This is a genomic window from Streptomyces yaizuensis, from assembly GCF_034961445.1.
Classification (GTDB): domain Bacteria; phylum Actinomycetota; class Actinomycetes; order Streptomycetales; family Streptomycetaceae; genus Streptomyces; species Streptomyces yaizuensis.
In genome coordinates this window covers 41,883-68,633 of the sequence record NZ_BSBI01000013.1, presented here as the reverse complement: position 1 = coordinate 68,633, position 26,751 = coordinate 41,883, and the positions used below count along the sequence as shown (strand labels likewise).

Annotated in this window: 27 protein-coding genes; 20 read left to right on the top strand and 7 right to left on the bottom strand. The window is 70.0% G+C overall.

The window, feature by feature from the left end:
- Positions 1–62: 62 nt before the first annotated feature.
- A complete protein-coding gene (locus tag SYYSPA8_RS27640; protein WP_323450071.1) occupies positions 63–689 on the bottom strand; it encodes a hypothetical protein in 627 nt (208 codons plus the stop codon).
- A gap of 443 nt (positions 690–1,132) precedes the next feature.
- Here SYYSPA8_RS27640 and SYYSPA8_RS27635 point away from each other — a divergent pair, with 443 nt between their 5' ends.
- The 3 genes from SYYSPA8_RS27635 to SYYSPA8_RS27625 are packed head-to-tail and all read left to right on the top strand — an operon-like array spanning position 1,133 to position 3,580.
- Entirely contained in the window at positions 1,133–1,831 is a 699-nt protein-coding gene (locus SYYSPA8_RS27635) for a hypothetical protein (protein ID WP_323450070.1), read from the top strand.
- Entirely contained in the window at positions 1,824–3,095 is a 1,272-nt protein-coding gene (locus SYYSPA8_RS27630) for an MAB_1171c family putative transporter (protein ID WP_323450069.1), read from the top strand. The genes SYYSPA8_RS27635 and SYYSPA8_RS27630 overlap by 8 nt, the downstream gene beginning before the upstream one ends.
- Before the next feature lie 23 nt (positions 3,096–3,118).
- Positions 3,119–3,580 carry an NUDIX hydrolase gene (locus tag SYYSPA8_RS27625; protein WP_323450068.1) on the top strand — a complete coding sequence of 154 codons (462 nt, stop codon included), beginning with the start codon at positions 3,119–3,121 and terminating at the stop codon, positions 3,578–3,580.
- 20 nt (positions 3,581–3,600) lie between these two features.
- On the opposite strand, the gene SYYSPA8_RS27620 is transcribed toward SYYSPA8_RS27625, so the two are convergent.
- A complete protein-coding gene (locus SYYSPA8_RS27620; protein ID WP_323450067.1) occupies positions 3,601–4,461 on the bottom strand; it encodes a helix-turn-helix transcriptional regulator in 861 nt (286 codons plus the stop codon).
- Positions 4,462–5,099: 638 nt separating this feature from the next.
- Here SYYSPA8_RS27620 and SYYSPA8_RS27615 point away from each other — a divergent pair.
- From SYYSPA8_RS27615 to SYYSPA8_RS27585, 7 genes are all read left to right on the top strand, one after another.
- Positions 5,100–6,287 carry an MSCRAMM family protein gene (locus SYYSPA8_RS27615; protein WP_323450066.1) on the top strand — a complete coding sequence of 396 codons (1,188 nt, stop codon included), beginning with the start codon at positions 5,100–5,102 and terminating at the stop codon, positions 6,285–6,287.
- Between the two features lie 114 nt (positions 6,288–6,401).
- Complete coding sequence (locus SYYSPA8_RS27610; protein WP_323450065.1) at positions 6,402–7,289, top strand: sortase; 888 nt, start codon at positions 6,402–6,404, stop codon at positions 7,287–7,289.
- Positions 7,289–7,660 (top strand): hypothetical protein, encoded by a 372-nt coding sequence (locus tag SYYSPA8_RS27605; RefSeq protein WP_323450064.1) that lies wholly within the window; start codon positions 7,289–7,291, stop codon positions 7,658–7,660. Before SYYSPA8_RS27610 ends, SYYSPA8_RS27605 begins: the two co-directional genes overlap by 1 nt.
- A 145-nt stretch (positions 7,661–7,805) precedes the next feature.
- On the top strand, positions 7,806–9,116 hold the full coding sequence (locus SYYSPA8_RS27600; protein WP_323450063.1) for a helix-turn-helix domain-containing protein: 1,311 nt from the start codon (positions 7,806–7,808) through the stop codon (positions 9,114–9,116).
- On the top strand, positions 9,113–9,973 hold the full coding sequence (locus SYYSPA8_RS27595) for a DciA family protein (protein WP_323450062.1): 861 nt from the start codon (positions 9,113–9,115) through the stop codon (positions 9,971–9,973). The genes SYYSPA8_RS27600 and SYYSPA8_RS27595 overlap by 4 nt, the downstream gene beginning before the upstream one ends.
- An 856-nt stretch (positions 9,974–10,829) precedes the next feature.
- The gene (locus SYYSPA8_RS27590; RefSeq protein ID WP_323450061.1) at positions 10,830–11,396 is read left to right on the top strand and encodes a hypothetical protein; all 567 of its coding nucleotides are present in this window, start codon (positions 10,830–10,832) and stop codon (positions 11,394–11,396) included.
- Positions 11,393–11,533 carry a hypothetical protein gene (locus SYYSPA8_RS27585; RefSeq protein ID WP_323450060.1) on the top strand — a complete coding sequence of 47 codons (141 nt, stop codon included), beginning with the start codon at positions 11,393–11,395 and terminating at the stop codon, positions 11,531–11,533. Before SYYSPA8_RS27590 ends, SYYSPA8_RS27585 begins: the two co-directional genes overlap by 4 nt.
- Positions 11,534–11,765: 232 nt before the next feature.
- On the opposite strand, the gene SYYSPA8_RS27580 is transcribed toward SYYSPA8_RS27585, so the two are convergent.
- On the bottom strand, positions 11,766–12,146 hold the full coding sequence (locus tag SYYSPA8_RS27580) for a hypothetical protein (protein ID WP_323450059.1): 381 nt from the start codon (positions 12,144–12,146) through the stop codon (positions 11,766–11,768).
- A gap of 499 nt (positions 12,147–12,645) precedes the next feature.
- On the opposite strand from SYYSPA8_RS27580, the gene SYYSPA8_RS27575 reads away from it, so the two are divergent.
- Positions 12,646–12,822, top strand: a complete 177-nt coding sequence (locus tag SYYSPA8_RS27575) for a hypothetical protein (RefSeq protein WP_323450058.1) — start codon at positions 12,646–12,648, stop codon at positions 12,820–12,822.
- Positions 12,823–13,276: 454 nt separating this feature from the next.
- Here the strand turns inward: SYYSPA8_RS27575 and SYYSPA8_RS27570 are convergent, their stop codons facing one another.
- Entirely contained in the window at positions 13,277–13,597 is a 321-nt protein-coding gene (locus SYYSPA8_RS27570; protein ID WP_323450057.1) for a hypothetical protein, read from the bottom strand.
- 276 nt (positions 13,598–13,873) lie between these two features.
- Between SYYSPA8_RS27570 and SYYSPA8_RS27565 the strand changes: the two genes are divergently transcribed.
- The 8 genes from SYYSPA8_RS27565 (at position 13,874) to SYYSPA8_RS27530 (ending at position 22,884) form a co-directional block, all read left to right on the top strand.
- Entirely contained in the window at positions 13,874–15,025 is a 1,152-nt protein-coding gene (locus SYYSPA8_RS27565; RefSeq protein ID WP_323450056.1) for a methyltransferase domain-containing protein, read from the top strand.
- Positions 15,026–16,129: 1,104 nt separating this feature from the next.
- Positions 16,130–17,131: a hypothetical protein gene (locus SYYSPA8_RS27560; protein ID WP_323450055.1), complete on the top strand. Its 1,002-nt coding sequence runs from the start codon at positions 16,130–16,132 to the stop codon at positions 17,129–17,131.
- Between the two features lie 499 nt (positions 17,132–17,630).
- On the top strand, positions 17,631–18,872 hold the full coding sequence (locus SYYSPA8_RS27555; protein ID WP_323450054.1) for an MFS transporter: 1,242 nt from the start codon (positions 17,631–17,633) through the stop codon (positions 18,870–18,872).
- A gap of 90 nt (positions 18,873–18,962) precedes the next feature.
- Positions 18,963–19,307 carry an SH3 domain-containing protein gene (locus tag SYYSPA8_RS27550; protein ID WP_323450053.1) on the top strand — a complete coding sequence of 115 codons (345 nt, stop codon included), beginning with the start codon at positions 18,963–18,965 and terminating at the stop codon, positions 19,305–19,307.
- A 111-nt stretch (positions 19,308–19,418) separates the two neighbouring features.
- Positions 19,419–20,681 carry a PTS transporter subunit EIIC gene (locus SYYSPA8_RS27545; RefSeq protein ID WP_323450052.1) on the top strand — a complete coding sequence of 421 codons (1,263 nt, stop codon included), beginning with the start codon at positions 19,419–19,421 and terminating at the stop codon, positions 20,679–20,681.
- Positions 20,678–21,016, top strand: a complete 339-nt coding sequence (locus SYYSPA8_RS27540) for a hypothetical protein (protein ID WP_323450051.1) — start codon at positions 20,678–20,680, stop codon at positions 21,014–21,016. Before SYYSPA8_RS27545 ends, SYYSPA8_RS27540 begins: the two co-directional genes overlap by 4 nt.
- Positions 21,017–21,033: 17 nt before the next feature.
- Positions 21,034–21,801 (top strand): glycosyltransferase family 2 protein, encoded by a 768-nt coding sequence (locus tag SYYSPA8_RS27535; RefSeq protein ID WP_323450050.1) that lies wholly within the window; start codon positions 21,034–21,036, stop codon positions 21,799–21,801.
- A 267-nt stretch (positions 21,802–22,068) separates the two neighbouring features.
- Positions 22,069–22,884, top strand: a complete 816-nt coding sequence (locus SYYSPA8_RS27530) for a GP88 family protein (protein ID WP_407706105.1) — start codon at positions 22,069–22,071, stop codon at positions 22,882–22,884.
- A gap of 65 nt (positions 22,885–22,949) precedes the next feature.
- Here SYYSPA8_RS27530 and SYYSPA8_RS27525 read toward each other — a convergent pair whose 3' ends face one another.
- Positions 22,950–23,321 carry a hypothetical protein gene (locus SYYSPA8_RS27525; RefSeq protein ID WP_323450049.1) on the bottom strand — a complete coding sequence of 124 codons (372 nt, stop codon included), beginning with the start codon at positions 23,319–23,321 and terminating at the stop codon, positions 22,950–22,952.
- Between the two features lie 277 nt (positions 23,322–23,598).
- Between SYYSPA8_RS27525 and SYYSPA8_RS27520 the strand changes: the two genes are divergently transcribed.
- Positions 23,599–24,000: a hypothetical protein gene (locus SYYSPA8_RS27520; protein ID WP_323450048.1), complete on the top strand. Its 402-nt coding sequence runs from the start codon at positions 23,599–23,601 to the stop codon at positions 23,998–24,000.
- A 455-nt stretch (positions 24,001–24,455) separates the two neighbouring features.
- On the opposite strand, the gene SYYSPA8_RS27515 is transcribed toward SYYSPA8_RS27520, so the two are convergent.
- Positions 24,456–25,589 carry a hypothetical protein gene (locus SYYSPA8_RS27515; RefSeq protein WP_323450047.1) on the bottom strand — a complete coding sequence of 378 codons (1,134 nt, stop codon included), beginning with the start codon at positions 25,587–25,589 and terminating at the stop codon, positions 24,456–24,458.
- Positions 25,586–26,707, bottom strand: coding sequence for a tyrosine-type recombinase/integrase (locus SYYSPA8_RS27510; RefSeq protein WP_323450046.1), 1,122 nt, complete (start codon positions 26,705–26,707; stop codon positions 25,586–25,588). Before SYYSPA8_RS27510 ends, SYYSPA8_RS27515 begins: the two co-directional genes overlap by 4 nt.
- Positions 26,708–26,751: the final 44 nt, after the last annotated feature.

Sequence of the window (26,751 nt, the reverse complement as noted above, 5' to 3'; positions counted from 1 at the left end):
CAGTACCGAGGTGCTTGCACGCCTTGGGGTTCGAGGCGTCTGGCTGCTGTATGCGCTGACGGCTACTTGGGGCGGCGTTCCTGGGAGAGACGATGGATCAGGCCCAGGAGGGCACGGCTGGCGTCCGGCCCGTCGGTGGAGTCGATGCCTCGCGCGGCGATGGCCGTAAGACCGAACTGCCTGCTCAGAGTCTCCACGGGATCGACCTGGTAGGACTCCAGATCCGGCAGGACCCTTTCCTCCAGTACGAGGGCCAGCGCCAGGGCGGGCGGATCCGTGAAGAATTCGATGCGCACCTCGAAGAGCACGGCGAGAGCCTTCGAATGCTCAAGATTGGGAGCTTTCGGTGCTTTAAGTAGTTTATGGAGCCATTGCGGCGTCATTCCGGCCGCCGCCGCAATCTCGGGGAGCGTGTACAGCCGCCGGACCTGCTGGCCGTGCTCGGTGGTCTCCGTCTTCAGCCGGGTCGCATGGGCGAAGCGGATGCGGCGGACCACCTCGGCGTTGAAGTCGGTGATGGGGGGGACCCGCTTGCCGGCCAGCAGGCGCCGCACGGTGCTCTCTTCGAGACCGGAATGGAATGCCAGATCCGAAATGTCAAATACGGCACTTCTGTCAAGGCCAGTTTTAGGAATCAATGTCTCGGCCCGCCGTATGGCTGCGGCAAGCCTGTCGTATCCCTCGTTCACGGAGACTCCTGGCTGAGGATGAGTGGCGTGATCACGCCGGGACGTCTGGAGACTAGCCGCTGATCTGCAGGTTCATCACTGCGGGGTCTCCATGATTTATGCGATCACAACTGCGGTTGACGGCGGATGCTCTCACATTGCAAGATCCGGTGGGTCGCAGGAGCGGCATGACGACGGGTCACTTCGCCCGTGTGATGCCAATTGCGAAGAACGTCGAGTGGCCCGAATGCGTCGTACAGCTGTACCCCGGCTCTCAACTCGACCGTTCCACGAGGGGGTTGGCCATCCACTGCGAGAGGGAGAGGGATGCTGGAGACGGCACGGGAAGGCGATCCGGCGATACCGGCTTGCGTGCCCGGCATTATGCATGCCGTATTCCGACATACACGGCTAACTGCCCTCTTTGACTTTTCGCGGCCATCAGCGCCGTCCGAGGAGCGGCTGTGACGTCGATGCCGTCTGAGGAGCATCCGCGACCCGTAGCCGACGGATCGTTCGCGCGGACGATCCTCGCGCCGTACGGGGCACTGCACAGTGCCAGGCACCAGGCTCTGCGCCGGATACGCGATCACGCCAAGAGCAGGAGGACGCGCAGGTCACGGCAGATCGAATCGCATCAGATCGTCGACTCCATGCCCTTGCCGCTGCCGTTCCGGCTCGACGGCCTCATCGCGAACATCGAAGAGGCCCGCGGGCGGCGCATCCACCTGATACCGATCCCCGACCGGCTCCTGAGCGCCAGCGGCGTATGCGGGCTGTGGATCAAACACCAGACAGAGCCGCTCGACCTGATCCTGCACGTCAAAAGCGCGTCCCGATTCCACGAACGCCAGATCATCCTCCACGAGCTCGTTCACCTGTGGGCGGACGACGCGGACGGTGTCACGGGCGACCACCTGGACGAGCTGATGTCCGGACTCTCCGGACCTCTGGTCGACCGGCTCATCAGCGAGGGGCAGATCTCCGCTCGGCGCCGGTACGACACCGACCGTGAACGCCGGACCGAGGCCGCCGCAGCCCTCATTCACGAGAGGGCCTACGCCTCCGAATCCATCGCCGACCCCACTGCCCGACAGCTCGCCGCCGATCTGCTCTATCCCTTCGGCGGCCCCGACTACCAGCGGACTACTGACCATGTCTGACACGATCGCCTATGCCGTCGTCGCCCTCCTGCTCGTCCAGGCCCTCCTCAGGAGCAGATCCGCACTCCGCGGTGACGTCCGCGAGCGAAGTCTCTGGGGCGCGTTCGCCGCCCTGGCCGCATCCTGGCTCTCACGCACCCAGCCCGGCCGCGAGCTCGTCAACTCGTTCGGTGTGACCGATCTGGCCTACCTCGTCAAGCACACCCTGGCCATCATCGGCATCTGCGTACTCCTGCGATACGTCACCGCCGTCTACCGCGACGCGGACACCGCCTCCGAGGTATCCCGCAACATCCGCGTCGCCGCCACGGTCCACCGGATCGCGACACGAGCCTCCCTCGGCACCGTCGCCCTTATGACCGCGGTCTTCTTCACCGGCCTCAGCACCCCGGACCCCGGAGCGTCCGACCACCTCATGGCACGGCACGCCGGCGAGCCCGGCCTCGCCGTCTACATGGGCCTCTTCTACCTCTACACCGCATCGGCCGCAGCCGTGTGCGCCGTCCAGTGGGGCGGCGCCCGCCGCCACGCCCCCATGCGACCCCTGCGGATCGGCCTCACGATGATGTCCGCCGGCATGGTCCTGCTCGTCGGCTACGCCCTCCTGCGCACCGCCTACGTCGTCCTGATCACCATCACCCCGGTCTCCGAAGCCACCGCCGCACTGCAGGAGACGGTGTCCGACAGCATGCTCTACGCCGGCTTCCTCCTGTACGGAATCGGTGCGATAGCCCCCGCGGCCTACGCGGCCAACGCCCGCTACCACACCGCCCGCAGCCTCTCCGACCTCCACACCCTCTGGCGCGACCTGGCGCTCACCGCCCCCGACCACGTCCGCCACCGGCCGAGCCGGATCCTGGGCGACACACGCATCGGCGCCCCGCTCCGCAGGCTCCGCGACATCACCGGACACGGTGAGTCCCTCTCCCAACACCTGCACCGCTTCGTCACCGAGATCCGCGACGTGATCCACGAACTGCGGCGCCACGCCCCTGAGGAACTCGCCGAGCGGGCCCTGCTGCGGGCCGAGCACGACGAGAACCTCGGCGAGGACACCGAGATCAGGGCCGAGGCGTACTGGATCCGCGCCGCCCGCTCCACGCTCGGTGCCACCCCCGGGCTGCCAGCACCGTTCCCCTTCCACCCGGGCACCGACCTGTCCGACGAGATACCGCACCTGCGCGCTGTCGCCGCCGCGTACAGCAGGACCAGTACCCGGGACGCGTACTCCCTCCTCGCCGACCCATCCGCCGTAACGGCGTGACCGCACCATTCAGAGAGAAGACCGTGGAATCGAACACCGAGCATGCCCGTCCGATGGCATCCGCCGGCGCTGTCATCACCGACGCTCAGGGCCGCATTCTCATCGTGAAGCCGACCTACAAGGAAGGCTGGAACCTGCCCGGCGGCCGGATCGAACCGGGGGAGACCCCGTCAGATGCCTGCCAGCGGGAGATACACGAGGAGCTCGGGCTCCATCTGAACGTCGGGCGGCTGCTGGTGGACGCCAAACTCCTCACACCGGCCGGCGAGCACGTCTACTACGTCTTCGACGCGGGATGGCTGACGGACGAGCAGAAGGCCGCGATCCGCGTGCAGGAGAGCGAGATCGAGCAGCACCAGTTCAGCGCACCGGAGGACATCGGCCCGGACCAGATTCCTCCGGCGGCTCGGCCGATGTGGGAAGCCACGCTGAAGGCCCTTTCGGGCACGGAGCCGGAGGTCCTTGAACGGACTGTCCAGCCCTAGGCCGAACGGGGACGGCCGTGTCAGCGGCCGTCCCTGTCGAGGATCTGCTGGAACACGGAGGCCGCGAAGTCCATCAGCTCCGGCGGCACTCCGCCGTTCTCGCCACCCCGGGCCGCCATCACCGTGAAGCCCGCCCGCGCGGCCCTGATGCCGGCGACGACTCGGGCAACGTCAGGGCTGTCGGTGCTGAAGATCAGAGCGGTGGCATCGAGCGCGAGCGCGATTGCGTTCAGGACCTCATCGGATGCTTCGGTCTGCTTCCCGGTCCGCAACGAGGAAACCAGCTCGCTGGTGAGAACGGAAGTCCCCGTCCTCGTGTTGCCGGCGACGGCGATGTCCGCGTCCGTGGGCCGGTCGCTGCCGTAGGTCTCCAGCAGGTACACGATCTTCTCGGCGATTGTCGTCGGCCCCGCAGGCTGCTCCAACTCCGGCTCCGGCTCGGCGATCCCGCGGACGGCCGGCACGTAGTTGCCGAAACTGCGCTCCTGGGCTGCCAGCAGTTCTTCACGGCTCACGCCGTACGCCTCGGCCAGCAGTGCGACGTACCCGTCGGCCAGAGGGCGCCTGCCGCTCTCGGCCGCGCGTACGGGCATCGCTGAGCTGGTCCTGGTGATCGCCGCGGTGTCTTTCTGGGCGTAGCCGGCGTCGCTGCGCAGATCCGCGAGGGTCGGCAGTTCTGCCCGGGGGAAGAGGTCGTCCAGCCTGTGGCCCACCGCTGCGGCCAGCCTGGGAAGCCTCTCGGGCGGGGGAGTGGTCTTTCCGCTCTCGTACCGGGCGATGACGGACTCGGCTACGCCGAGCAGGTCCCCCACCTGCAGCTGCGTCATGTTCGCCACCCGGCGCACCGAGCGAAACCGTGAGCCGTCGAAGAAGCGAGGCATAACGGGACTCCAGAGGGCTGCGGGGACGGGCGAGGCTACTTTAGCGACTTGATCAAATCGCTGATCGTAGATAACTTCCTTCTAGTGATCAGGGTGGACGGGGGTGCATTGCCCCAGGCTGCCCGATTGTTTGCCATTAAATCACCTGCTCCTGCGGGAGCAGGTCCCACAACGATCGCAACGCGGCCTTGAGCCTGCCGTGTCCACCCCCAGCGAGACCAGCCGGATCGGAGAGATTCGGATGAGTGTCGCACTAAACCCACCTGGAGCGCACCGTGAACGAAGGGGCATGTCTGTCCGTGCTGTTCACCCCGCCGTCCAGGCGGGTGCGGCAGGCAGCCGCGGGGGAGTGCATGCGGTCGGGGCTGAAGCCGTGGAGGCACTGGCGAGGGCTCGTGTCGCAGGTGCCGTGCCGCACACACTCCGCCCCTTATAGGTGACCGTTCGCCAGCCACACCGATCCCGACCGCGGACTGAACGTCCACGCGGTCGCCGGACCCGGCCAACTGTCGGCCTGAGAAACCCATAGGCCGGGTCCGGCTGATCCCCGCAAAGGAGACAGCGTGATTTCTACATCATTTTCCGCCCGCACGCAGGTCGTTCAACGACTCCGGCATCCGATCGTTGCCGCAACGGCGATGGCGCTGGGCACAGGCATCCTGCTGGCGCCGGGCGCGAACGCGGCAGACAAGTGGGGGCCCGGCTACCTGATCCCGGACAGTACGGGCAAGCCGGACCGCTCGCACATCGGTGCGTACGGCCCGCCCGGCCAGGCCCTGCCCGGTGTCACCGGTGTGGCGTACTGCGCCGACCCCGAACTCGACGGCCCCGAGGCCGCCGGCCGCTACGGCCCGGTCAAGGAGTACACGTCCTGGACCTCGAAGGCCACAGGCAAGGAAGCGTCCGCACAGGACATCGCCCGCGCCGCCTACGTGCTCTCCAAGTATGGCAACACCACCGACGACGCACAGGCCGCCGCCGTCGACGCGGTCGTCTACAGCTACCTTGAAGCTGGCACCACCTACGCCCTGCCCAACGGCGAGCGCGCCCTCCAACGCCTGAGCTACCCGGGCGTCGCCCCGTCCGCGAAGAAGCAGGCCACGGAGTACATGGCCGAGGCGGCGAAGTTCGCCGGCCCGTACAAGGTCAACATCAAACCGTCCGAGGGCACTCCGAAGCCCGGAGCGAAGACCACCGTCACCCTCGACGTCACCTCCGCCGCAGGCCACAAGGTCCCCGGTGTGAAGCTCGACCTCGGCCTGACCGGAGCCGGCACCAGCGAGACGACCGCCACGACCAACGCCGAGGGCATCGCCACCACGACGATCACCCCGGCCAAGGCGGGCACCGCCACCCTCAAGGCCACCGCCGAGTCCCTCCCCGGCAACGCCCTGCGTGCCATCACGCCGAGCAACGCCAAGGCGCAGCGCATGGTGCTCACCGGCGGGACCACCAGCGCCCACCACCAGGTCCAGTTCCAGGTCGACCCCCTCAAGGGCGGCATCAAGATCGTCAAGACGGCCGTTGACACCGGCAAGACGCTGGCCGGCGTCGCCTTCGAGATCAAGGACGGCCAGGGGAAGACCGCCGCGGCCGGCAAGACCGACGCCGCTGGCGTGTGGCAGGTCAAGGACCTCGCCCCCGGCTCCTACACGGTCCACGAGGTGAAGGCGGTCGAGGGCTACCAGCTGGCACCCGACCAGACGGTCACCGTCGGAGCCGACAAGACCGCCGACATCGCGGTCAAGGACGTGAAGATCCCCGAGCCCGAGAAGCCGAAGCCCCGGCCCGTCACGATTCCCGTCCTGCCGAAGACCGGGCTCTGACCTCCATCGTCCCACCGGTTGTCCGCACATGACGGACCCACCGCGGGGCCGGGCGCAGCACCCCTGCCCGGCCCCGCCCCTCCTGGCCGTCCTCTTCCGCTGGATGCACGCACCATGACGCACACACCCGACAACCACGGCACCGACGAAGCCCCCGGGGTGAACACCTCCGCACCGCGGACCACGCCACGCATCCGCCTGCGCACCCTGCTCGCCGCTGGCGCAGTCCTGACCGCTGCAGCCGTGACGGCAACCCTCGCCGTAGGCGGGGACGACGCCACCGGCACCCCGCCCACCCGGCCCGCCCAGCCCGCCGCGACCGCGACAACTCCAGGCCCCCCTGCCGCCCAGCCCGCCGCAACCGCGGAACCCTCCGCGCCGCAGGAAACCCCGAGCGACCCCCTGGCCTTGGCCGCACCGACCGAAGGCGTTCCCTCCGAACCCGACGAGACGGGCACCGCCGCCACCACCGCCGACCGTGCACTGAGCACCTGGGCCAGCAGCAACCCCGCCGCCCAGGGCAACCACGCCGTCGGCGGAGACACCGCTCCCGGACCGGGCGGCACCGTGAACGAGGTCCTGCGGATACCCGCTCTGGGCAGCGACTGGGCACAGCCCATCTACGACGGCGTCACCGACAAGCAGCTACGCGCAGGAATAGGCCACTTCCGCGACACGGAGGAGCCCGGCGCCATCGGAAACTACGCCCTCGCCGGCCACCGCAGCGGTGTGGCCGACCCCGCCTTTCGCGGTGTCGACAAGATCAAGCCCGGATCAGCCATCTCGGTCACCACCGCCAACCGGATCACCTACACCTACACCGTCACCCGTGTGCACACCGTCGAACCCCACGACGTCAGCGTCCTCGCCCAGGTCCCCGGGAAGCCCGACGCGACCCCCACCAAGGCCAAGTTGACGATCGTGACGTGCTGGCCCGCCAACGGATCCTCCAAGCGGGTCATCGTCGAGGCCGACCTCACCTCCTCACAGGGCGGCACCTGATGCCTGACGAAGTCCCAGAGGACGAAGCCGACTCCGGGAAAGTCACCATCCAGCCGGCACGTCTCTGGCCCGTCTACAACGTCGACAGAGCGAAGGCCGAGCTCATCGCCATGGAGCTCCTCACGCAAGGGCTCTCGCAGTACCGCGTCCGCATCATGACCAAACTCAGCAGCAAGAACGTACGCCGCCTGGCCGGCATCGTCGCCGAAGACGCCAAAAGCCCCATGGCTCCCCGCCTGGCGGGCCGCACTCCGGCCCGCATCACGGTCCGCTCCCCGGCCGGCCGCCCCGGAACGGCCCCTGGCCACACCCACTGCCGCGAACCCCACACCGAGGCTCAGCCCGAGCAGATGACGTTCCCGCTCGACTGAAACCCCGGCGCAGCAACTGGCCGTTCCCTCCCCTCAGACCCGTCACCCACGGGTCCCCCTGTCGCGCCTCCACAACACCCAGGGAACCCCTGTGCCTACGCCCGCTTCACCCGGCCGTCAGCCGGATCAGCCCGCGTCCTCGCACGTGCCCCAGAGCGACCAGTGGATCACCGCGACCAAGGGACGCATCGCCACCGACGGCTACTCCTGGATGCAGGCCGTCCACTGGGCGCACGAGCACGCCGACTACACCGCCCCCCGCCCGCATGGCCCGCAGAGCATCAACGAGACGACCCTCGTCATCGCCCAGGAACTCTCCAGACTCAACCCCTGCCGGCCAGGCGTCGGCTACCTGACGCGGATCACACGCCTGTCCGAGCGCACCATCCAGTACCACCTGGAGCTCCTGCGCGGCTCTGGTCTGCTCACCTACCGCTCGAAGGGCACCCGCGTACCCGGCGAGGGCGGCCGGGCGAGCGAGTACTGCCTCACAATCCCCCCGGCGTTCGACGAGGACGTCCGGGCACGCACCGGCCCCTCCGAGCAATACATCCGCTCGCTCCGCGGCATCGACCCGGCCGGTCTGCCCCTGATGAAACGTCTCGCGAAGAAAGCCAGCCGCGCTATCCGGCGCCGCCCGGCCAGGCACTCCGCGTCCCGCCCCGCCACCCCCTCTTGCACCCCAATGCAGGTGGGTTGCTCAACGTCTTCTCCCACCGGTACTTCTACGCCTCCCTCTGAGAGCAAACTCGCCAGCGGGAAGCCCCCTGCATCCGCCCCGAAAAAGTCCCCGACCGCCCGGAAGAGGCGCTCGCTCAACGCCGTCGGCCGCCGGTACCAGCTCGCCCACGAACTCATCACTCAAGTCCCGTGGCTCGCCCGGGCAAACACCCAGCGCATCGCCTGGATCGTGCGACACGTCGCCGACGCCGGCTGGACCGCGGCCGAAGTCATCGCCGTAGTCGGCCAGGAGGCCGCCGCACAGCGCGTGCACCGGCCCTCGGGCTTCCTCGCCTCCCGTCTCCGCGGCGCCACCGAGCTGTACAGCACCCCCGAACACCGGGCCGCGATCCTCACCTGGTGGCAGGATTCCCGTCACGCCGAGCAGGCCCGCCACACCGAGTGGGACGACCAGTGGCACCAGCCCACCAGCCGCGCCGTCGCCCGCCAGGTCGACGACGTCTTCTCCCACCTCACCACCCGCACCCCGGTGCCCGAAGACGACCACCCCGCGTACCAAACAGGCGGCGACGGCCTCGTCGACCTCCAGCAGCTGACCCGCGACCAGGTCATCGACCTGCGCGCAGCCGCACAGAAGGACCCGCTTCTCATCCGGTCCACCATCGCCACCTGCGGCGAGCCCTACGCGCGCCGCCTTTTCAGCAACCACCTCGTCGACCAGCTCCTGCGCCTCACCGGGACCGGTCGGCTGATCCTGCACAGAGGGCTGGCATGAGCCACACCGAACACGACGAGCCCCGCGGCGCAGACCTCGCCCGCATCGCGCTGCTCGCGGCCAAGAAGGCTGCCGCCCAGCGCGGCGAACACGGCCGGGCCCAACGCAAACCCTCACACCGCCGGACCACCCTCCGCGGCGACGGACGCGACCCGATGGGCCTGTCCGGCGTCATCGAACGGCTCATGGCCGAACGCGGCTGGGAGGCCCCGGCAGCAGGCGGCACCGTCATCGACCGCTGGCCGGCCATCGCCACGCCCGAGATCGCCGAACGCCTGCGGGCCGTGGCCTTCGACGACACCACCCGCCGCCTCGACCTCCTGCCCGAATCACCCGCCTGGCGCCTCCAGGGTCAGCTGATCACCGCCCAACTCATCCGCCAGGCCAACACCGAAGTCGGCGAGGGGACGGTCCGCGAGATCCGGATCCTGGCCGCTGGCTCCCGCCCCCACCACGCGACAGAACCTGGCACCGCCCCCGCAGCAGCCCCGCCACCCGAACCTACCGGCCCTCCGCGCAGATACGCGACCGATGAGTACCGCAAGGCCCGCGCCGCGCTGCACTCCGAGCCCGTCCGCCACGACAACCCCGCACCGGTCCGAACGGTCCGAACCCGTGACGACGGCTACCACCAGGCCCTCGCAGGCATCCGAACCCCGCTACCACGCACCGAACCCGCGCCGGTCCGCACGGAAGAAGACAGGTGCGCTGGATACCACGCCGCCCGGGCCGCAATCCGAACCGCTCCGGCACCGACGCCCCCATCGGCACCCTCACCACACGAACCACCGCCCCAGTACTGGCATGCTCTCCAAAGTCTCCGCGACAGCAAGGTGCTCAGCTCCCCAACCACCTGACCAGCACACCGAACCGCCCAGGCTCCAAAGGGCGAAGGATCCCGGTACCCGGTCCCACGGACGCTCCACCAGGTCCTCGTCCTGCATACCGACTCCGACGGGACACCCCTTCGAATCGTCGCCGACGGCCCGGCACCACCGCGATCCGGATCGGCTACCGCCTCCCGAGGGACACCAGAGACCGGAGGCGAAGACGTATACCACCCCCTGCCGCGCAGCCACGCCGTCCACATCGCAAACCAGCGAGGGCTCCTGACCAGTACTCCCATCCCGCAACGGACCACTCCGGCACACGGAGACGGACATGCGACGGGATCCCGCCCGCAGCCGGACACCTAAGCCTGAACACCGCCAAAGGGACACCGGGCCCCAGGCACCCAACCGCCCGTGCCCGTTGGACAGCAGAATGGTCAACGAGGATGAGTCACACGACCCACCACAGCACGAGACGAGGAACGCGCGACCAGCAGAACCACCCTCCGCCAGCGGCTCAGGCTGCGCCGGGCCTCAGAGATGTCACGGACGCGGGATTCGAGGGCCTCGACGAGTACCGCGTCGCCGAGCACCTCGGATATGTGAAGATCTGGAGCCGCGGCACCCTGCCCGCACACGTGCTGGCCGCACGGACAGCCTGCTCCTTCTCGCGCTAAGCCCAGATAAGGCGGTAATCGGCGTAGGCGATGCAGGCGTCGGTGGGGGTGGGGGCCGGGGGTAGAAGATGTAGGGACGCCAGCCCTTGACCGTGCCTGAGGAGCCCCGGCACACCAGCTAAGACCCAGCGGACGACGCCTACCTCGACTGCGGGACCGGTGACGACGTCCCTGCTGAACCCCCAACACCCACCGAGGAGACCAACATGCTCGCCCTCCCGCCCGGCAGCACAGTCCAGGACGGACAACTCACCCTCCCGGCCGGAGCCGCGCCGGCCGATCTGCGCCGCCTCGCGCACCAGCTCCAGATCGCCGCCGACGAGCACGACCCGACCCTCCTGCCCGAGCCGACCGGCCCGACCCCCGATGTCGTCATCGTGCGGTTCGACTTCGATTTCGTCCTGCACCAGCGGCGGGCCTGGGACGACGGCCAGATCACCGGCGGATTCATGCCGGGCATGGCCGATCTCCTGAAGAAGGCGCTGGCGCTCCCGCACATCGCGGTCGTCGTGCAGACGATCCGTCCGGCGAAGACCCTGGAGTGGATCGTGGAGTGGCTGGCCGAGCACGGTATTCCGGCCGTGGTGGACGACGGGACCCAGTGCTCGCGTGACATGTTCTACACCCGCACGGACGCCGTCCTCGTCACCCGAACCCTGCGCGTCGCGGGCGCCACCGTCGACCGCGCCCTCGTCAAGCAGGGCCCGGACGCCGTCCGTGAGCTGATCGTCGGCCTGAAGCGGCCCTCCGAGAACCGGAAGGCCGTGCGATGAGCGAAACCAAGGATGATGAGCGCGTCTACCCCGAGAACGAGGTGGTCGACGGGATTGAGCTGTGCTCCGACCAGGAGCAGCACGAGATCGACTTTCCCGAGCGATACTGGGACCCCCACCGCATTCCCTCGTCCTGAACATCGGAAGGCGGGGATCAGGTCGGTGAGCCGGGTGGTCACGATGTCGCCCGGGGCGGGGGAGCGAGGAGCAGGGCGGGCGCCGTCGGCCAGACCGCTCGGGCCCGATGATCCCGCCCCGGGCGGGCAGGCGTGTCCGGACACCGGGGCCGGGGAGTGGGCTACCGCGGGGCGGTCCGCCGCCCTTCGTCCTCATGGGCGAGTTTGTCCGCCTAGCCCGGCCTGCGAGGGCTCAGCCGGGCAGCGTGATCATCAGCAGGGCGCCCGCCTCGGCGAGGCCCTGTACGGCGAACGCCGCCCGCCGCAGCGTATCGGCGTGCCGGAGCCGTTCGGGCAGGAAGAGCACGGCGAGGAAGGCGATGGCGGCGACGGCGAGCGGCGCCCGCCAGAGGATGTCGGGGACCGAGGCAGGGCACTGCTCGCCGTAGGTCAGGCACCGGGAGCCGCCCTCGCCCATCAACGAGAGGAACCCGTCGACGAACCAGGCGACACCGGCGGCCGGGGCGAACAGCGCGGCGCAGACGAAGGACCACAAGCGGATCCGGTCGGCCGTCCACCGGCCCTCGGCCGGTGTGCTGATGCTGTCGGAGGTTCCAGGTGCGCTCGTGGTCATGACCCCATCCCAGCGCGGCCGGCCCGCCCCGGCATCAGCTCCCGTACTCAGCCGGTCGGCCAGGTGTACTCACGCTCCCCGTCCGGCACCCATGCACGCGCCCTCGGCGAGCCGTCGACGAGAAATGAAGGAACAAGCGCGCCATGGCTGTGCGTCCAGGACAATCCGAACTCCCCTACGCAGCAGCGCAAGACGCGCACCACACGGGAGCGCCGCCACGGCCCGCCGCCAGAACTGCCCGCCGACCGAGCGCACCCCCAGGCCCGGTACTCCCGAAGCTGCGGCGAAGGGATAGGTAGCACTCTGTAGTCACGCGGCCAGGCCGGAGCGATCCGACGTGCTGAACCGAGCTTCGGCACGGCCCGGGCCCGACGACACGTGACTATGCGGGCTCGCTGTACCCGGCGACGTATGCCGATAGTTCTCACAACCCGGCTCCTGGCACACCGTTGGGGTGCCACACTGTGGTGTGAATGTTCTGTAGAAGATTGTCATTCCAGTGGTTGCCGTGCTGACCGCTGGCGCGCTGGCCTACCTCTCGGCGTGGAAAGTGGCGCGGGCGCAGGCGCGTCGCGAGCAGCGCCTGGAGCCTGTGATCACGTACTACCGGGACCTCGACGAGCCGGACAGCCAAGCGGCCCTGGAGATCTACGACTGTCTGGCGACTGGGATGTAGCAGGCGAAGCGGGCTCTGCGACCGGAGTGAGCGAGGGGCCGACCCCGGGTCAGCCGACACACCGACGGGCGGCCCGCCGGTGTCGCGCTCCGGCACGGACCCAGCCCCGCGCTCATGGGCCAACTTCGCGAAAGCCATGCGGGTTGACTGCCCGGCTGTCTACCCTTTCCTCCATGACGATCGCCCCGGAGGCTCCCGCTGCCGCTTCCTTGCGCTTCCTCGCGATCGAGCTGACCAACCGCTGCCAGCTGACCTGCCCGTCCCACTGCTACGCCCAGGCCGGGCCTCACTGCGGGCACGGCACGATGGGCACGGGCGACTGGCGCCGGGTCATCACCGAGGCCGCCGAGCTGGGCGCGACGACCGTGCAGACCATCGGCGGCGAACCCAGCCTCTCTCCGGACTTCACCGGGCTCGTCGAGCACGCGCTGGAAGCCGGCCTGCGCGTCCGCGTCTACACCAACCTGCTGCGGGTCCGCGGGTCGACCTCGCGACCTCGTACTACAGCGACGATCCGGCCGAGCACGACCGGATCACCGGCCGGCCCGGATCCCACACGGCGACCCGGGCGAACATCGCCGAGGCCGTACGCCGCGGCATCACGATCGCGGCCGGCATCGTTGACCTGGGCGGTGGTCAGCGTGTCGAAGAGGCCCGCGCCGAGTTGGAGGACCTGGGCGTCCACGACGTGCACGTCGACCGGGTCCGTCCCATCGGCAACGCGGTCGCCGGCCAGCTGCCGACGACTTCCGCCCTGTGCGGACGCTGTGGCCACGGGAAGGCGGCGATCCTCCCGGACGGAACCACCGTCCCGTGCGTCCTGGCTCGGTTCCTCCCGGGCGGCAGCGTCAAGAACGCGACCCTGGCATCGGTCCTGACCAGCGACCGCTGGGCCGAGGTGACCGCCAGCGTCCCCTACCGGGCCGAGGGTGAGCCGTGTCCTCCCGACTGCTTACCGAACAGGGACACGTGCGGACCGGGCAAAGGCAAGGCGGACGACGAAGAGGAATGACCCGGGCGCACAGCGCCGGAAGAAGAAGGAGCACACAGCATGGACGTGGACTGGAAGCCGTACGCGCGCCGCATGGCCGACGCCGTACTACACCGCCGGGAGTCACGCTGGTGGGACCCCCTGGCCTCCACACCCCGGCACGTGTTCGTCCCGCGCTGGTGGGAACGGGGCACCGACGGCCGGGAGACCCGTGACGGCGCCGCCGACCCCGAGGCGTGGATGAAGACCGTCTACGAGGACACCACGCTGGTGACCCGCATGGGCGCCCGGCACGCCGACCACGCCGCCTCCGGCACCCCGCTGCCGTCCGGACTGTGGCCGACATCGTCCTCGACTCTGCCCGCCCTCCTCGTGATCCTGTACCGGCACGCCATGCTCGGCGAGACCAGCCGCACCCTGGTGACCACCGGCACCGGATACGGCACCGCCCTCCTCTGCCGCCGCCTCGGCGACCCACAACTCGTCACCAGCATCGACATCGACCCCTACCTCGTCCAGGCCGCCACCGAACGCCTCGACACCATCGGCCTGAACCCCCGCACCGAAACCCGCGACATCACCGGCCCCCTCCCCGGCCAGTACGACCGCATCATCTCCACCGTCTCCGTACGCCCCATCCCCGCAAGCTGGCTCACCGCGCTGCGCCCGGGCGGGCGGCTGGTCACCACCGTCGCCGACACGGGCCTCCTTCTCGTGGCCGACAAGTCCGAGGACGGCGGCGCCCAGGGGTACATCACCGGTGACCGGGCATCCTTCATGCGAACCCGCCAGAGCGACGACTACGACACCGTCTCCCCGGGGCCCGAGGTGTGGGCGGCGGCGGACGATGACGGCGAGACCGTGACCACCAGCCGGTATCCGGTCCTGGACGTCCAGAACACCTGGGACATCCGCTCGATGCTGGAGCTGGAGGCCCCGGGGATCGAGCACCGCTTCCGGAGGTCCCCCGAGGGACCGCGCACCATGCTGATGGCGCACCCCGACGGCTCCTGGGCTCGCGCGTCAGCACCCGACCGCAACGCCTCGCCACTCGTGCACCAGGGCGGGACCCGGCGCCTGTGGGACGCCCTGGAATCCATCCGCGACCGCCTCAACCGCACGGGCGAACTGCCCGTACACGGCGCCACCGTCACCATCACCCCCGACGGCACAACCACCCTCACCCGCGGACGCTGGTCAGCCACCCTCTGAACCACCAGGCCAACACCCACTGCGCCCGCAGGGCGGTCACACCCAGGCGGTGTGACCGGTCGCTCCGGAGCAGGGCCGCCTGGAGCACGCGGTCCCCGCTGCCATATCGTCGTGGCGTGCTGCCGACCCTCCGGCAACATCCTCGCGCCCGCTGAGGCCGGTGCCCGACAGGGGGTGGTGGCAGAGGTTCACCGGCCCCGTGGTCCTGTGGGTTCCATCCCTCCTCCGGGTGAAGGGGATCACGGCGGCCCCGGGACGGCCAGTGGCCTGCATGGTGCGGGGCGGTGGTCTTCAGTGAGCGGGTAGCCGATCTCCGCGATGTCCCTGGCCAGGCCGGCGGGACTGGTATCGGGGTTGAGCGCGGCGACGGTCTCCGGCGTCACCGGGCGCCGGGGCAGGACGGTGCGGACGGCCTCAATGCCGACGGCCTCTCGACGCAGCGAGCAGCCCAGGCCCTCGGTGAGTGGTCGGCGAGAGGCTCGAAGAGGGTGTCCGAACGGTTCGGATCGCCGCCGTTGTGTTCGGAAGGCGGTGGTGTTGGTGTGCCAGTTCACCCCCGCCAGGAGCCACAGGCCGCGGGCCATGGTGGGCACGCCCTGCTCGTCGCAGAAGGCGGGCTCGGTCGTACGGGCGGAAGTCCTCCGGCACGTTGTCGACGACTCCCAGTCACGCCACCGGTGTGCCCCTCAGGGCCCACGGGCTCACGACGGAGGCAGGACCGGGCCTGCCGCATAGCGCGCGCGAAGTCCAGCGGGGCCACGCCCGTACCCCCTCCAGGCGGGGAGTTCCTCGCCCTTGCCGGTCCGTCCGTGAGGGCCGGAAGATCCCGCCTACCGGGAGCTCCCAGCCGTCATCTCCTTGCCTCGGCGCAGGCTCTGACGGCATCCACTGTCTCCAGCATCCCCTACCAAGCAACGACTTGACGTGTTGTCAAATACATGGCCGAGGTGCGGCGATCTGAAGGGGGTTGACCAAGATCCCACGCGTCTTGTAATATCTTAAGTGTCATTAGCCTTTGGATGGCAAGGAGAGCCCATGCCCCGTTCCACCACCCGCTCACATCAGCGACCCTGCCTCCCGGAGTCGAGCGGTCATACTTCCGCTGTGGCCAAGGCGCGTCGCGACGGTGTGCGCTGCGTGGTTGCCGAGAGGGTTCCCGACCTCGTGGCCGAGATCTTCGACCCGTCGCGGATTCTTCCGCTGATCCTCGTCACGACGTCGCAGCGCCACGGTGACAAGCCGCTGGTCAACCTCACCGAGCTCTCCGAGCGTCTCCTCGGCCGAGCTGATGTCGCCCTGCTCGCCGACCAGTCGGCCTCCTGGGCCCTGGACGCGGCCATCCCCGAGAAGTGGCGCACCTATGGCGGGTACGTCCGCATCTTCCTGGCTGACGCGAGCGAGGGCGACCCCGCCGAGCGTCACCCCTTGATCTACGTCTCTCCCGAACGCAGCTCCGATGCTCTGCGGCATATCGTGGGCCGGGTCCACAGCGTGACCTCCGTATGGACCGTCCAGCCCCGCACCGGGCCGCTCCTCGCACTACCGGTCGGCGAGGAGAACCAGCAGCTTCTGGCCAAGCTCGACGACGCCAAGAGGAAGCTGGCCGCCGCCCGCCGGGAGAAGCGCGAACTCCAGGGGAGGGTCCGCGCGCTCAGGCTTGCCAACGACGGTGTCTCACCGCTCCTGCCGCCGCCCGTGTACGCCGACCCCGACCGGCAGAACCGCTACGAGATTGAGCAGGTCTGGCTCTGGCGCTACAGCGAGGCCGAGCGGGACAACTGGCCTTTGAAGCCCCACCGGTTCGGCCCTGACTGGCACGAGTCCCTCCCTGACGCCCCGGCCGCCCAGCGCCGGGACATCATCGACATCGTCACCGACGTCCTCACCGGGCGGGCCGCAGAAGTGCTGGGGCGCCAGGTGCGTCCGCACAAGACCCACGCGGCTGGCGGAGCTCCTCAGCTCGTCCGCAGCGACGGAGCCACGGCGTGGCGGTGCAACATCAAGACCAACAGCCCGGCCGCACCCCGGATGACGTGGTGGAAGCTCACCGACGGCACGATCGAACTCGGCCGGGTATCCCTCCACGACGACACCCGGCTGCGCTGAGACAGACCGAACCGAAGGGCGGCCGCGCGACGCGGCCGCCCTTCGGCATTCCCGCGCAACACAGGTCAATGCGACTCCTTTCGGGCGGCTGGTGGTCATGGCCGGACACTCAGTGCGCCCGGGCCGGAAGTTATCCACAGGCCCTCACTCGTAGCGTCTCTGACGTGTGCTTCAGCCGTCGGGCAGCCATACACCGGCGCCTGCCCGCAGAAGCACACACCACGAGCAGACCACTACCCGGGGAGGACGACGTGACGCACAACAACAGCTCCGCACACGGACCCGTCAACGCGACCTCGCCCGCCGTGGCCCGCCGCAGAGTCCGGCCGGTCCCTTGAGCCACCGGCCGGAGGACCCCCCTTCCTCCGGCCGGACCCGCGGCCGGTCCGCCGTTGTTCCTCCCCCTCCGGAGCGACCGCGGACCGGCCGGCACAGCGGGGGCGCCGCCAGATGGCGGCGCCCCCACGCGGCCCGGACCCCTGCTGCCTGCTGGAGAGATGTGACCACGACCATCGCGCCCACCGGACACCCGGCAGGCCACCACCCCCGACCCTGGCCCGCGGAGATCCGCACTCTCATGGCCGGCACCTGCGCCGTGCGCGCAGCAGGATTCTGCTACCCCTTCCTGCCGTACCACCTGGAAGCCCTCCAGTTGTCCACCCAGACCGTGGGCCGGCTCCTCGCGACCTTCGGAGCGGAATGGCTTGCCGGTTCGCTCCTCTGGGGCTGGCTCGCCGACCGGATCGGCCGACGCGCCGCACTGGCCGGCGCCATGGCCCTGGCCGCACTCGCGCTTCCCCTCCTGGCCCAGGCCCAGGCCACGACTGCCGTGGCAGCCGGTGCCTTCGTGGCCGGCGTGACCTACGACGCCCCCCGCCCGGTCCTGTCCGCGGCCATCGCCGAACACTTCGGGGACGACAGGAGCAGAGCCTCGCTCAACGCGACGCGGAACTTCGCCATCAACGTCGCCGCCGCCGCGGCCGGCACCAGCGGGGGACTGCTCGCGGACCGCGCCGGAATGCCCGCCCTCCTGTGGGCGAACGCGGCCGCCTGCGCGATCTTCGGCACCCTCGTCTGCTTCACCCTCAGCGACCGCACCACCGCCCAGCCGGACCAGCTCACCCGGCCCCGGCCAGCCGCAGCCCTGAAGGACGCACGCCTCGGCCTCCTGCTGCTGGCGAGCCTCGCCACCCTCACCGCCGCGGCCAGCCTCTTCTCCAGCCTGCGCATGCTGATGTCCCGGGCCGGCCTCTCCGCCGCCGACTACGGCTGGACCCAGACCGCCAACGCCGTCGCCGTCCTTCTTCTATCCCCGCTCCTGAACCGCTGGCTCAGCCAACGAGCCCACCGCGGCAAGCCCATGACCGGCCTGCTCGCCGCGAGCGCCCTCATCCTCGGCACCAGCATGGGAGCCGCCGCACTCGCCACGACCGTCATCGGCTTCAGCCTCCCCGCCGCGCTCGCCGTCCCGGGAGAAATCATCGCCTTCGTCGCGGCCGGCGACATCCTCACCCGCATCTCACCCCCCGGCGCCTACGGCCTGTACGCCGGCATCTGGGGCACCACCCTCGCCGGCGCCGTCGTCATCGCCCCGGTACTCGCGTCCTGGTCACTCACCCACGGCGGCCCCTACCTCGCGGCGGCCACCACCCTGGCCGCCGGAGTCCTCGGCGCGACGCTGTGCTGGCCCCTGGCCGCGATCACCAGAAGGACACCCGGCCCTCCGCACAAGGACTTCTGATGCCGACCGCCTTCCCGGCCCGCGGCCCGCCGCCGGGCCCCGACCACACCCCGACAGCGCCGTGACCCACCACCACAGAAGGACCGAACCGTGCGACCTCTGATCCGCAAGGCCATCACCGCCACCGCCGCAACCGCCCTGACCCTCGGCGGAGTCACCGCCCTCGCCTCACCCGCCTCCGCAGCCGGCACCGGCTCCTGCACCAAGAACGTCCCCGACTACAACGGCTGGGCCTACACCACCGTGAACCTCCGCAAGGGCCCGGGCATCAGTCACACCTCCCTCGGACTCCTGCAGCCCAGAACGAAGATCACGGTGCACTGCTACGCCAAGAGCAGCACCTGGGCCCACATCAAGGTCCGCAGCGGCGCCAACTCCGGCAAATCCGGATGGATCAGCGCCTACTACATCGACATCCCCATGAACCTCAACTGATCCCCTCCGCAGCATCCCCGAACATCCGAAACGGAGGCCGCGCACCGTGGCATCCGCACCAGGCGGCCGGGCGCTCACCGCGCCACGGCCGCCCCACGGCCCGGAGCTCCGATGACCCCCCTCACCTCCCTTCTCCCCCCGGCCCCGCCCCCGCCGCAGGACAACCACAAGGAACCGAAGCGCCACCGGCCGTACGTCGCCCGCCTCCGGCACCTCGGGCAGGGCCTGGCCCTCCCGATCGCCGCCATGCCCACCGCCGGCCTGCTCCTGCGGCTGGGACAGGACGACCTGCTCGGCCGCCACCCCGGCCTCCGCGAACCCGCCGCGGTCATCTCCGGAGCGGGATCGGCCGTACTCGACAACCTGCCCCTGCTCTTCGCACTCGGCATAGCCCTCGGCCTCAGCAGGTCCACCGACGTCGCCGGCCGCGTACTGGGCTGCGCCATCGCCTACCTGATCATGTCCCGCGCGGTCCTCACCCTGAACCCGCTCCCGGCCGGCCAGCCGGACATCGCACCCGCACGCTGGCCCTACGGAGCCCTCCTCGGCATCCTCGGCGCCCTGCTGGCCATGGCCATCTGGAAGGCGATGGACCGCCGCAGACGACCTCTGCCGCTGCTCGTCGTCTACGCGGTCATCGCCCTGGCCGCGCTCTTCGCCGGAACAATCCTCGGCCTGGCCTACCCGACCGTCGACCGGGCACTGAGCTCGGCCGCCGCCGCCGTAGCCGACCACGCCGTAGCCGGAGGGGGCGCGTTCGGATTCCTCAACCGGATCCTCCTGCCCCTGGGCCTCCACCACGTACCGTCGGCCATCGTCTGGTACATCACCGGAGACTGCGGCAACGGCGTCAAGGGCGACGTTCCGTGCTTCTTCACCGAACACGACCCCGACGCCGGAATCTTCATGACCGGCTTCTTCCCCATCGCGATGTTCGCCCTGCCCGCAGCCGCCCTGGCCATCTGGCGCAGCGCCCTGCCCTCGCAACGCCCCCGTGTCGCGGCCGTCATGCTGCCCGCCGCCGCGATGTCCGCCCTCACCGGCATCACCGAACCGATCGAGCTCGCCTTCGCCTACACGGCCCCCGTGCTCTACCTGGCACACGCCGTGCTGACCGGCGTGAGTCTCGCCCTGGTCAACGCCCTCGACATCCACGCGGGCTTCCTCTTCTCCGCCGGCACCGTCGACTACGTCTTCAACTTCCCCCTCGCCACCCGCCCCCTGCTGCTGCTCCCCATCGGGATGGCCTACGGCGCCCTCTACTACGCCCTGTTCCGCTTCGCCATCACCCGCTTCAACCTGCGCACTCCCGGCCGCGACCCCGATGCCGAACAACCCACCCCCCTGCCGGAAGAAGGAACCAGGCACCCGTGAACCCCACCCCGCAGGCAGCGCACTACGGCCTCGGCGCGATCTTCCCGGTCGTCGTCATCGACGCCCGGCCCGTCTGGCACCAGCCGTCCACCAGCACCCCGCCCGAACGGCACCCTCAGGGCCGTGAACTCCTGGCCCTGCGCTGGAGCGGACCGGACGACGCCGACGACGAAGCCGTGGACACTCTCCGCCGCGCAGCCCACCACGACCCGGACACCGCACTGGCCGCCTTCGCGGCCCGCCCACCAGCCGGCCTCCGCCTGATCGCACTGAGACCCAGCGCACTCCTGGGCCCATGGGGCGAACGCCCGGGCCGCGCCACCCACCACCCCTGACACCCCGGAAGGCCGACATGCCCAACCAGCCGCAGATCGCCGTTATCACCCCCACCGCGCTGCGCCCGAAGCGCCGCAGATACCTCGGCGAGCTCTACGACAGCCTCCTCGCCCAGGAAACCGACTGGGAGTGGATCCTCGCCCCCAACGGACGACACGCCGACCTCCGCACGATCCCGCCCGCGATCGCCGCGGACCCGCGGGTGAGGATCTGCGCCCGGCCCGACCCGGGAGCCGCTCCGGCCCGCAACACCTCACTCAACTACGTGAGCGCGCCCTACGTCTGCTACGCGGACGACGACGACATTCTGCCGCCCCACTCCCTCGCGGCCCGCCACCAGCGCGCGGTGGAGTCCGGCCTCGGCTGGGTCGCGGGAATGTCCGCCGACCTGATGAGGAACGGCGACCTCGCTCTGTGGGACTGCGCCACCCCGGTGGGGCTCCACGACCCCGGCGACGTGTGGACGTACTGGCCCTCTCCCCAGAGCGGCAAGCCGCCCATGGGCCACACCATGCTCCTCACCCGGACGGCCATCGCCCGCGCCTACGCAGGGCACGGTGGGCTGACCAAGGGGGAGGACTACGTGTACGTCATGTCGGTCACCGGCAACACCGCCGGCGAGCTCCTGCCGGACATCACCTACCACTACCGCCACCACGGCGGGCAGTGGACCAAGCAGTTCCGGTACCGGGACAAGGCCGAGTACGACGCCCGGACCTTCGCCTGGAACCAGGGCCAGGCACTGCAAGAGGTACGCCGCGAGGCGACCTTGACCACCGGCTAGACGAAGCCGCCATGCCCGAAGACCACCTGCACCCGAGGCCGAGGACAGCAACGCCCAACTGCCCCGAACGCGCCCGCCCGCCACCTGCCACGCGAAACGGGCCCGTCACCCCCGGCCGACCGGCCCGGAGTCCACCACCCCGTCCCACTCACACAGGGAGAGCCCCTCGGACCAGAACACAGCGGCCGGCCCGCGCGGCGGACGCTTCCGTCCAGCGGGCGGGCAACCTGCCCCCAGCCATGACGATCCGATGACCGGAGGACATCTGTGAACGACACATCGCAAGCAGGCACGGAGATCTCAGCTGCTCCGGACACACCGACACGACCCCGGTTCCTCCTGCGCGAGATGCGCTCAAGCTGCGCAACCCAGCGCATATGGAAGTGGAGTTTGCCGGCCTTCGCCGGGCGGCTCCCCGACGGACGTACGTACAACACGTGCCCGTCCGCCGGCATCTGCAAAGACCTCTGCTACGCCCGCTCCGGGACATTCCGATTCTCGACCGTGCTGCGCTCGCACCAGAGCAACCTGCAGTACATCCTCGACGAGCCGGAGGCATGGGAGGAGCAGATGACCGAAGAGCTCAAGCACTCCCGGTACCACCCGGCAGGATCTCCGGCTCACGTACGTGTACATGACAGTGGGGACTATTTCGGGGAGGGATACCTGGACGCGTGGCTTCGGATCATGCGGAGCACACCGGGAGTTGTCTTCTACTCGTACACCAAGGAGGTGCAACTTTTCGAAGAGCGAGTGCGCCCCAGTCCGCCGGCCAACTTCCACTGGCGCTACTCCTACGGCGGAACACAGGACGAGCTCATAGCCCCCGGCCACAACCACGTCGATGTGTTCCCGGACGAGGAATCGCTGGCCGAGGCCGGCTACACATCACAGGCTCCGTCCGACCTGCGCGGAGCCTACGGCCCCGAAACTCTGGGCATCCCTGCGAACAACATCGTCCATCTGAAAAGGAGGCAGGGCGCCAGCACCTTCCGCGCGCTCCAGCGAGCGGCCAACGAGCAGAAGCGGGAGCGCCGCGAGAAGCGGGTCGGGCCGGCTTCCCGGCGGCCGCGGGCCGACTGACCCGCCGCAGTCCCCTGCGGAGCCGGGCGAGCGACCAGCGCGCCCGGCTCCGGCCGCGTGGCCGGTCAACTGCCAGAAGGCGGAGCGGACTCCCGCCCGCCCGCGCGGCCCGAGGCCGAGAGGGAGATCTGTCCCCGCGCGTACGCACGGAAGAGGATCTCCAGCAGATGGGCGAGGCTCTGCGCCACTTCTTCCGAGGCGCGCTTGGCGTCGGCTTGCGTGAGCAGGTCCCGGTCGAGCGCAAGGTCCTTGCCCGTGCGTGGATGCCCGGCGCCCACTTCTTGCGCGGTCCGTTTCACGGCGATGGTGCCGTCGACGTACCCGCGGAGCAGGAACGTCGCGAGGCTGGGAAGGGACAGCCGGTCGTCGCCGGCGGCTTCGGTGGAATCGAGCAGGACGTCGGCCGCGATGCGGTAGGAGGAGCGGAACAGAGCCATCCCGACAGTGTATGGGCCGGACACATACACCCCGCGAGGTGGAGACCCCGGCCCCCGCCGCGATCCCGTCGCGCGCGAGATTCATTTGGGTCCGGGGCGTCCTGACACCGCGCCCGTTCGTGCGCGACCGGAGCCCGAACCTTGACGTGTATGTTGTGGCAACATACACTTAGAGAGTGGGGTGATCATCACGCCTGACCCTCCGTCGCAGGTCAAAGTCGTCCGCCCCGCTCTCTTCCCCTATGTGTCCGCTGTACCTCACTTCACCGGGAGTCCTATGATCACGATGCCCACCGCCCGCGAAGTCTTCCCCCCGGGAACGCCCAAGCCCGTCTGCGAGGACTTCAACCGTCGCCGCAAGTCGTTCATCACCGCGATGGAGCTCTTCCGCGAGCACGGCGGAAACCTGACCGAGGCGGACGTCGTTGCGCTCACCGACACGGAGATGGCGCACGCCGCTCAGTGCGCCGGGGTGAAGGTCCCGGGCGGTACCGAAACCCGACGGCTGATCCGCGCCGAACTGCGCAAGCTCGCCGACCTGCCGCCGCAGCCGGACCCCCTCTCGCACGCCGCGGCCCCGGTGCGGACCAACCCCGCCGCGACGCTCGCCCCCGAACAGTTGACCGGCCTCCTCGCCCTGGGAATCCCGGTGCTCCTGGTCCCCGTCCGGGCCGCATAGCGCTTCCGGGGGCCGCCGGCCACCCCGGCGGCCCCCGAGCGCTTGACCCGCCTCGACAAAGCGGAGTCCTCCACGACCTCCAAGCCCCCGATCAGGACCCCACCCCGAGCGAGGCCCAGCCGTCCGCCGCCCCTGCGGCACGTCCGTCCTGGAGGCCCCCATGCCATCCGCCGAGCCGACCGTACTCACCCCGTCCGAGCGCACCCACCTCAAGACCGCGGGCAGCCACCCCAACGGGCATCTGCCGACCAACGTCTCCACCAAACTGCTGCGCTCGATGTTCAACGCCGGATGCATCTACCGCGAGAACACCGACGGCTACCGCCTCGACGACGAGGATGCGTTCACGTACGAGTCGCCCACTCCGTGGCGCATCACCACGGCTGGACGTCTGGCCGTCCTGACCCCCGCCCAGCTCTCCGCTCTCACCCACCGACTGGACGCGGCAGGAAAGTTCACTGCCAAGGCCACCTGGGCCGGAAGTCGGTGTTCTCGGGGGTGGTCTCCTTCACCCAGTCCGCCAGCAGCCGGCGCAGCCAGTCCTGCCGGATCACCGAGGTGTCCAACTGCCGCGGGACCGTACGGACCCCGGACCGGGTGCGCGAGCGCAGACCCAGGTCGGCGAGCTCCCACACCGGTTTGTCGAGCGGATCGATCCCCCGGAACCGGTCGAAGGCCGCGCGCACCAGGCGCAGCACGTCGTTCCAGTGGGCCTCGCAGTTGCGGTCGATGTACCCGAGGTCGGCGAGCTGCTTGGGCGGCAGGGCGGCGATGCTGTCGACGCCTTCCAGGCCGGGGACCAGGAGCCGCACCGCGACGGGGCTGAGCGTCGGCCGCTGGGTATCGCGCTGGACCAGGGCGTAGAGGACCTCGCGGCGCAGCAGCGGGTTCAGCGGCAGCAGGGTGAACTGGAAGCCGTTCAGGTGCGGACTCTGCACCGCCGCCCAGACGGCCAGGTCCTCGCCGGTCGGGCCCTTCATGCCGAGCGCCTTGCGGTGCAGGCGCCAGCGCTCGCGGTGGTAGGTGCACAGCTCCGTCCGGCGGCCGTGCGCCGTGCCGTCGCAGGCTCCCACCAGGCACGGGCGGCCGGGCGGAAGGGGATGGGCCACGGTCGCGAGCCAGTCGGCGAGGTCCAGCTGGGTATGCCCGCTCTTGTACTGGTACCGCCATTTCACGTAGTGCGGCATGCAGCTGCCACGGCTCGCCGCCTCCAGCGCGCAGCGGACCCCCTCGCGCTCCGCCGAGCACGGCGGCCGCGACCCGGGCAACGCCCGGACCGTCGCCCGGCGGCCCACCGTCGCGAACTCCTCCCGGCTGAGCCCGCTCTCCACGAACTGCTCGTAGCAGGACCGGCACAGGTGCCGGCTCGCGCGGACCGCGACGTGGCAGCCGGCACTGTTGCAGCGCCAGATCGCCGTCGTCGACTCGTCCGGGTCGCCGGTGAACAGCCAGTGCTCACCGACCCATTCGTCGGGCCGCCACAACGGGTCGATGTTCTCGTCCAGCCACGCCTGCCACCGCGGGCGGTCGAAGGGAAGCGGCACCACGGCCGGATCAGCCGCCGGGGAGGCCACGGTCTGCAGGCTCATCGCGCGATCTCCAGACGCCGGGCGTCCGCCCGCTCGACGGCGGCCCGCTTGTCCTCGTCGGAGGCATGGACGTACACGCTCATCGACGAGTCCGACAGGTGTCCCAGCAGGTCGGAGACGACGGAGCGGTCGGTGCCGCCGCGGATCCAGTGCGTCGCCGCGCCGTGCCGGACCATGTGTGGGCGGGCGATCAGGTCAGCCGCGCGGGCGAGGCGGTCGAAGAGGTCCTTGGCGTTGGAGTAGGTCATCGCCCGGCCCAGCGGGGCCCGGAAGAGGTTCACCAGGACCTGCTCGGTGAACTCGGCCTCCGGCACCGCGGCCCGCTCGTAGAGGTAGTCGGCGTAGCCCGCGACCAGCTCGGTGGTCACTGGTATGACCTGCGGCCGCCGCGACTTCGCCCAGGCGCCGTTGCTGTTCAGCCGCCGCCGCACGTGAACGTGCGGGCCCTTCACCTGGCAGCCGAACGCCTGGGAGTCGGGGAGCAGGTGCATGTCCTCGCGGCGAAGGCCCAGCGCCTCACCGATCCGCATCCCCGTGCTCCACAACAGCAGCACCAGGAAGCGGTCCCGCGCGTGCCGGGCGACCTCCACCAGGCGCGCGATCTGCTCGATGGTCAGCCACTCGATCCCCGCGTCCAGCGAGGCCAGCTTGATCAGCCGGGCCCGGACCGTCCGGTGCTGGCCGTCCTCGCCCGGGTCGAAGCCCGGAGGCAGGTAGCGCAGGTACTTGGGCTCCGTCAGCTGCCCCAGCAACTCCTTGGCCACCCAGCCCATCCGGACGCCGAAGGCCAGGAACTCGCAGACCGTGCCGACGATCGCGTTCGCGGTGTTGTCCCCGCGGAACCGTTCCGGCGCGCCACCCCGCCGGCTCCGCGACGCCAGCGGTTCCTCGACCAGCCAGTGCAGGAACCGCGACAGCTGCCAGACCGTCACCGCCGCCCAGTCGAGCCGCTGGTGAGCACAGTACGAGAGGTACAAGGCCGTACGGCCCGCGTACGTGCGCTCGGTGTTGTACGCCCGGCCGGCGTTGCGCAGTCCGACGAGGAAGAGCGACCCCTCGTGGTGCAGGGCGTAGTCGTCCGCTCCGACGACGACCCACGCGACCCGGTCCCTAGTCACCTCCGCCCGCTCAGCACGGAAGGACGTGACGTATGTGCCTGTAA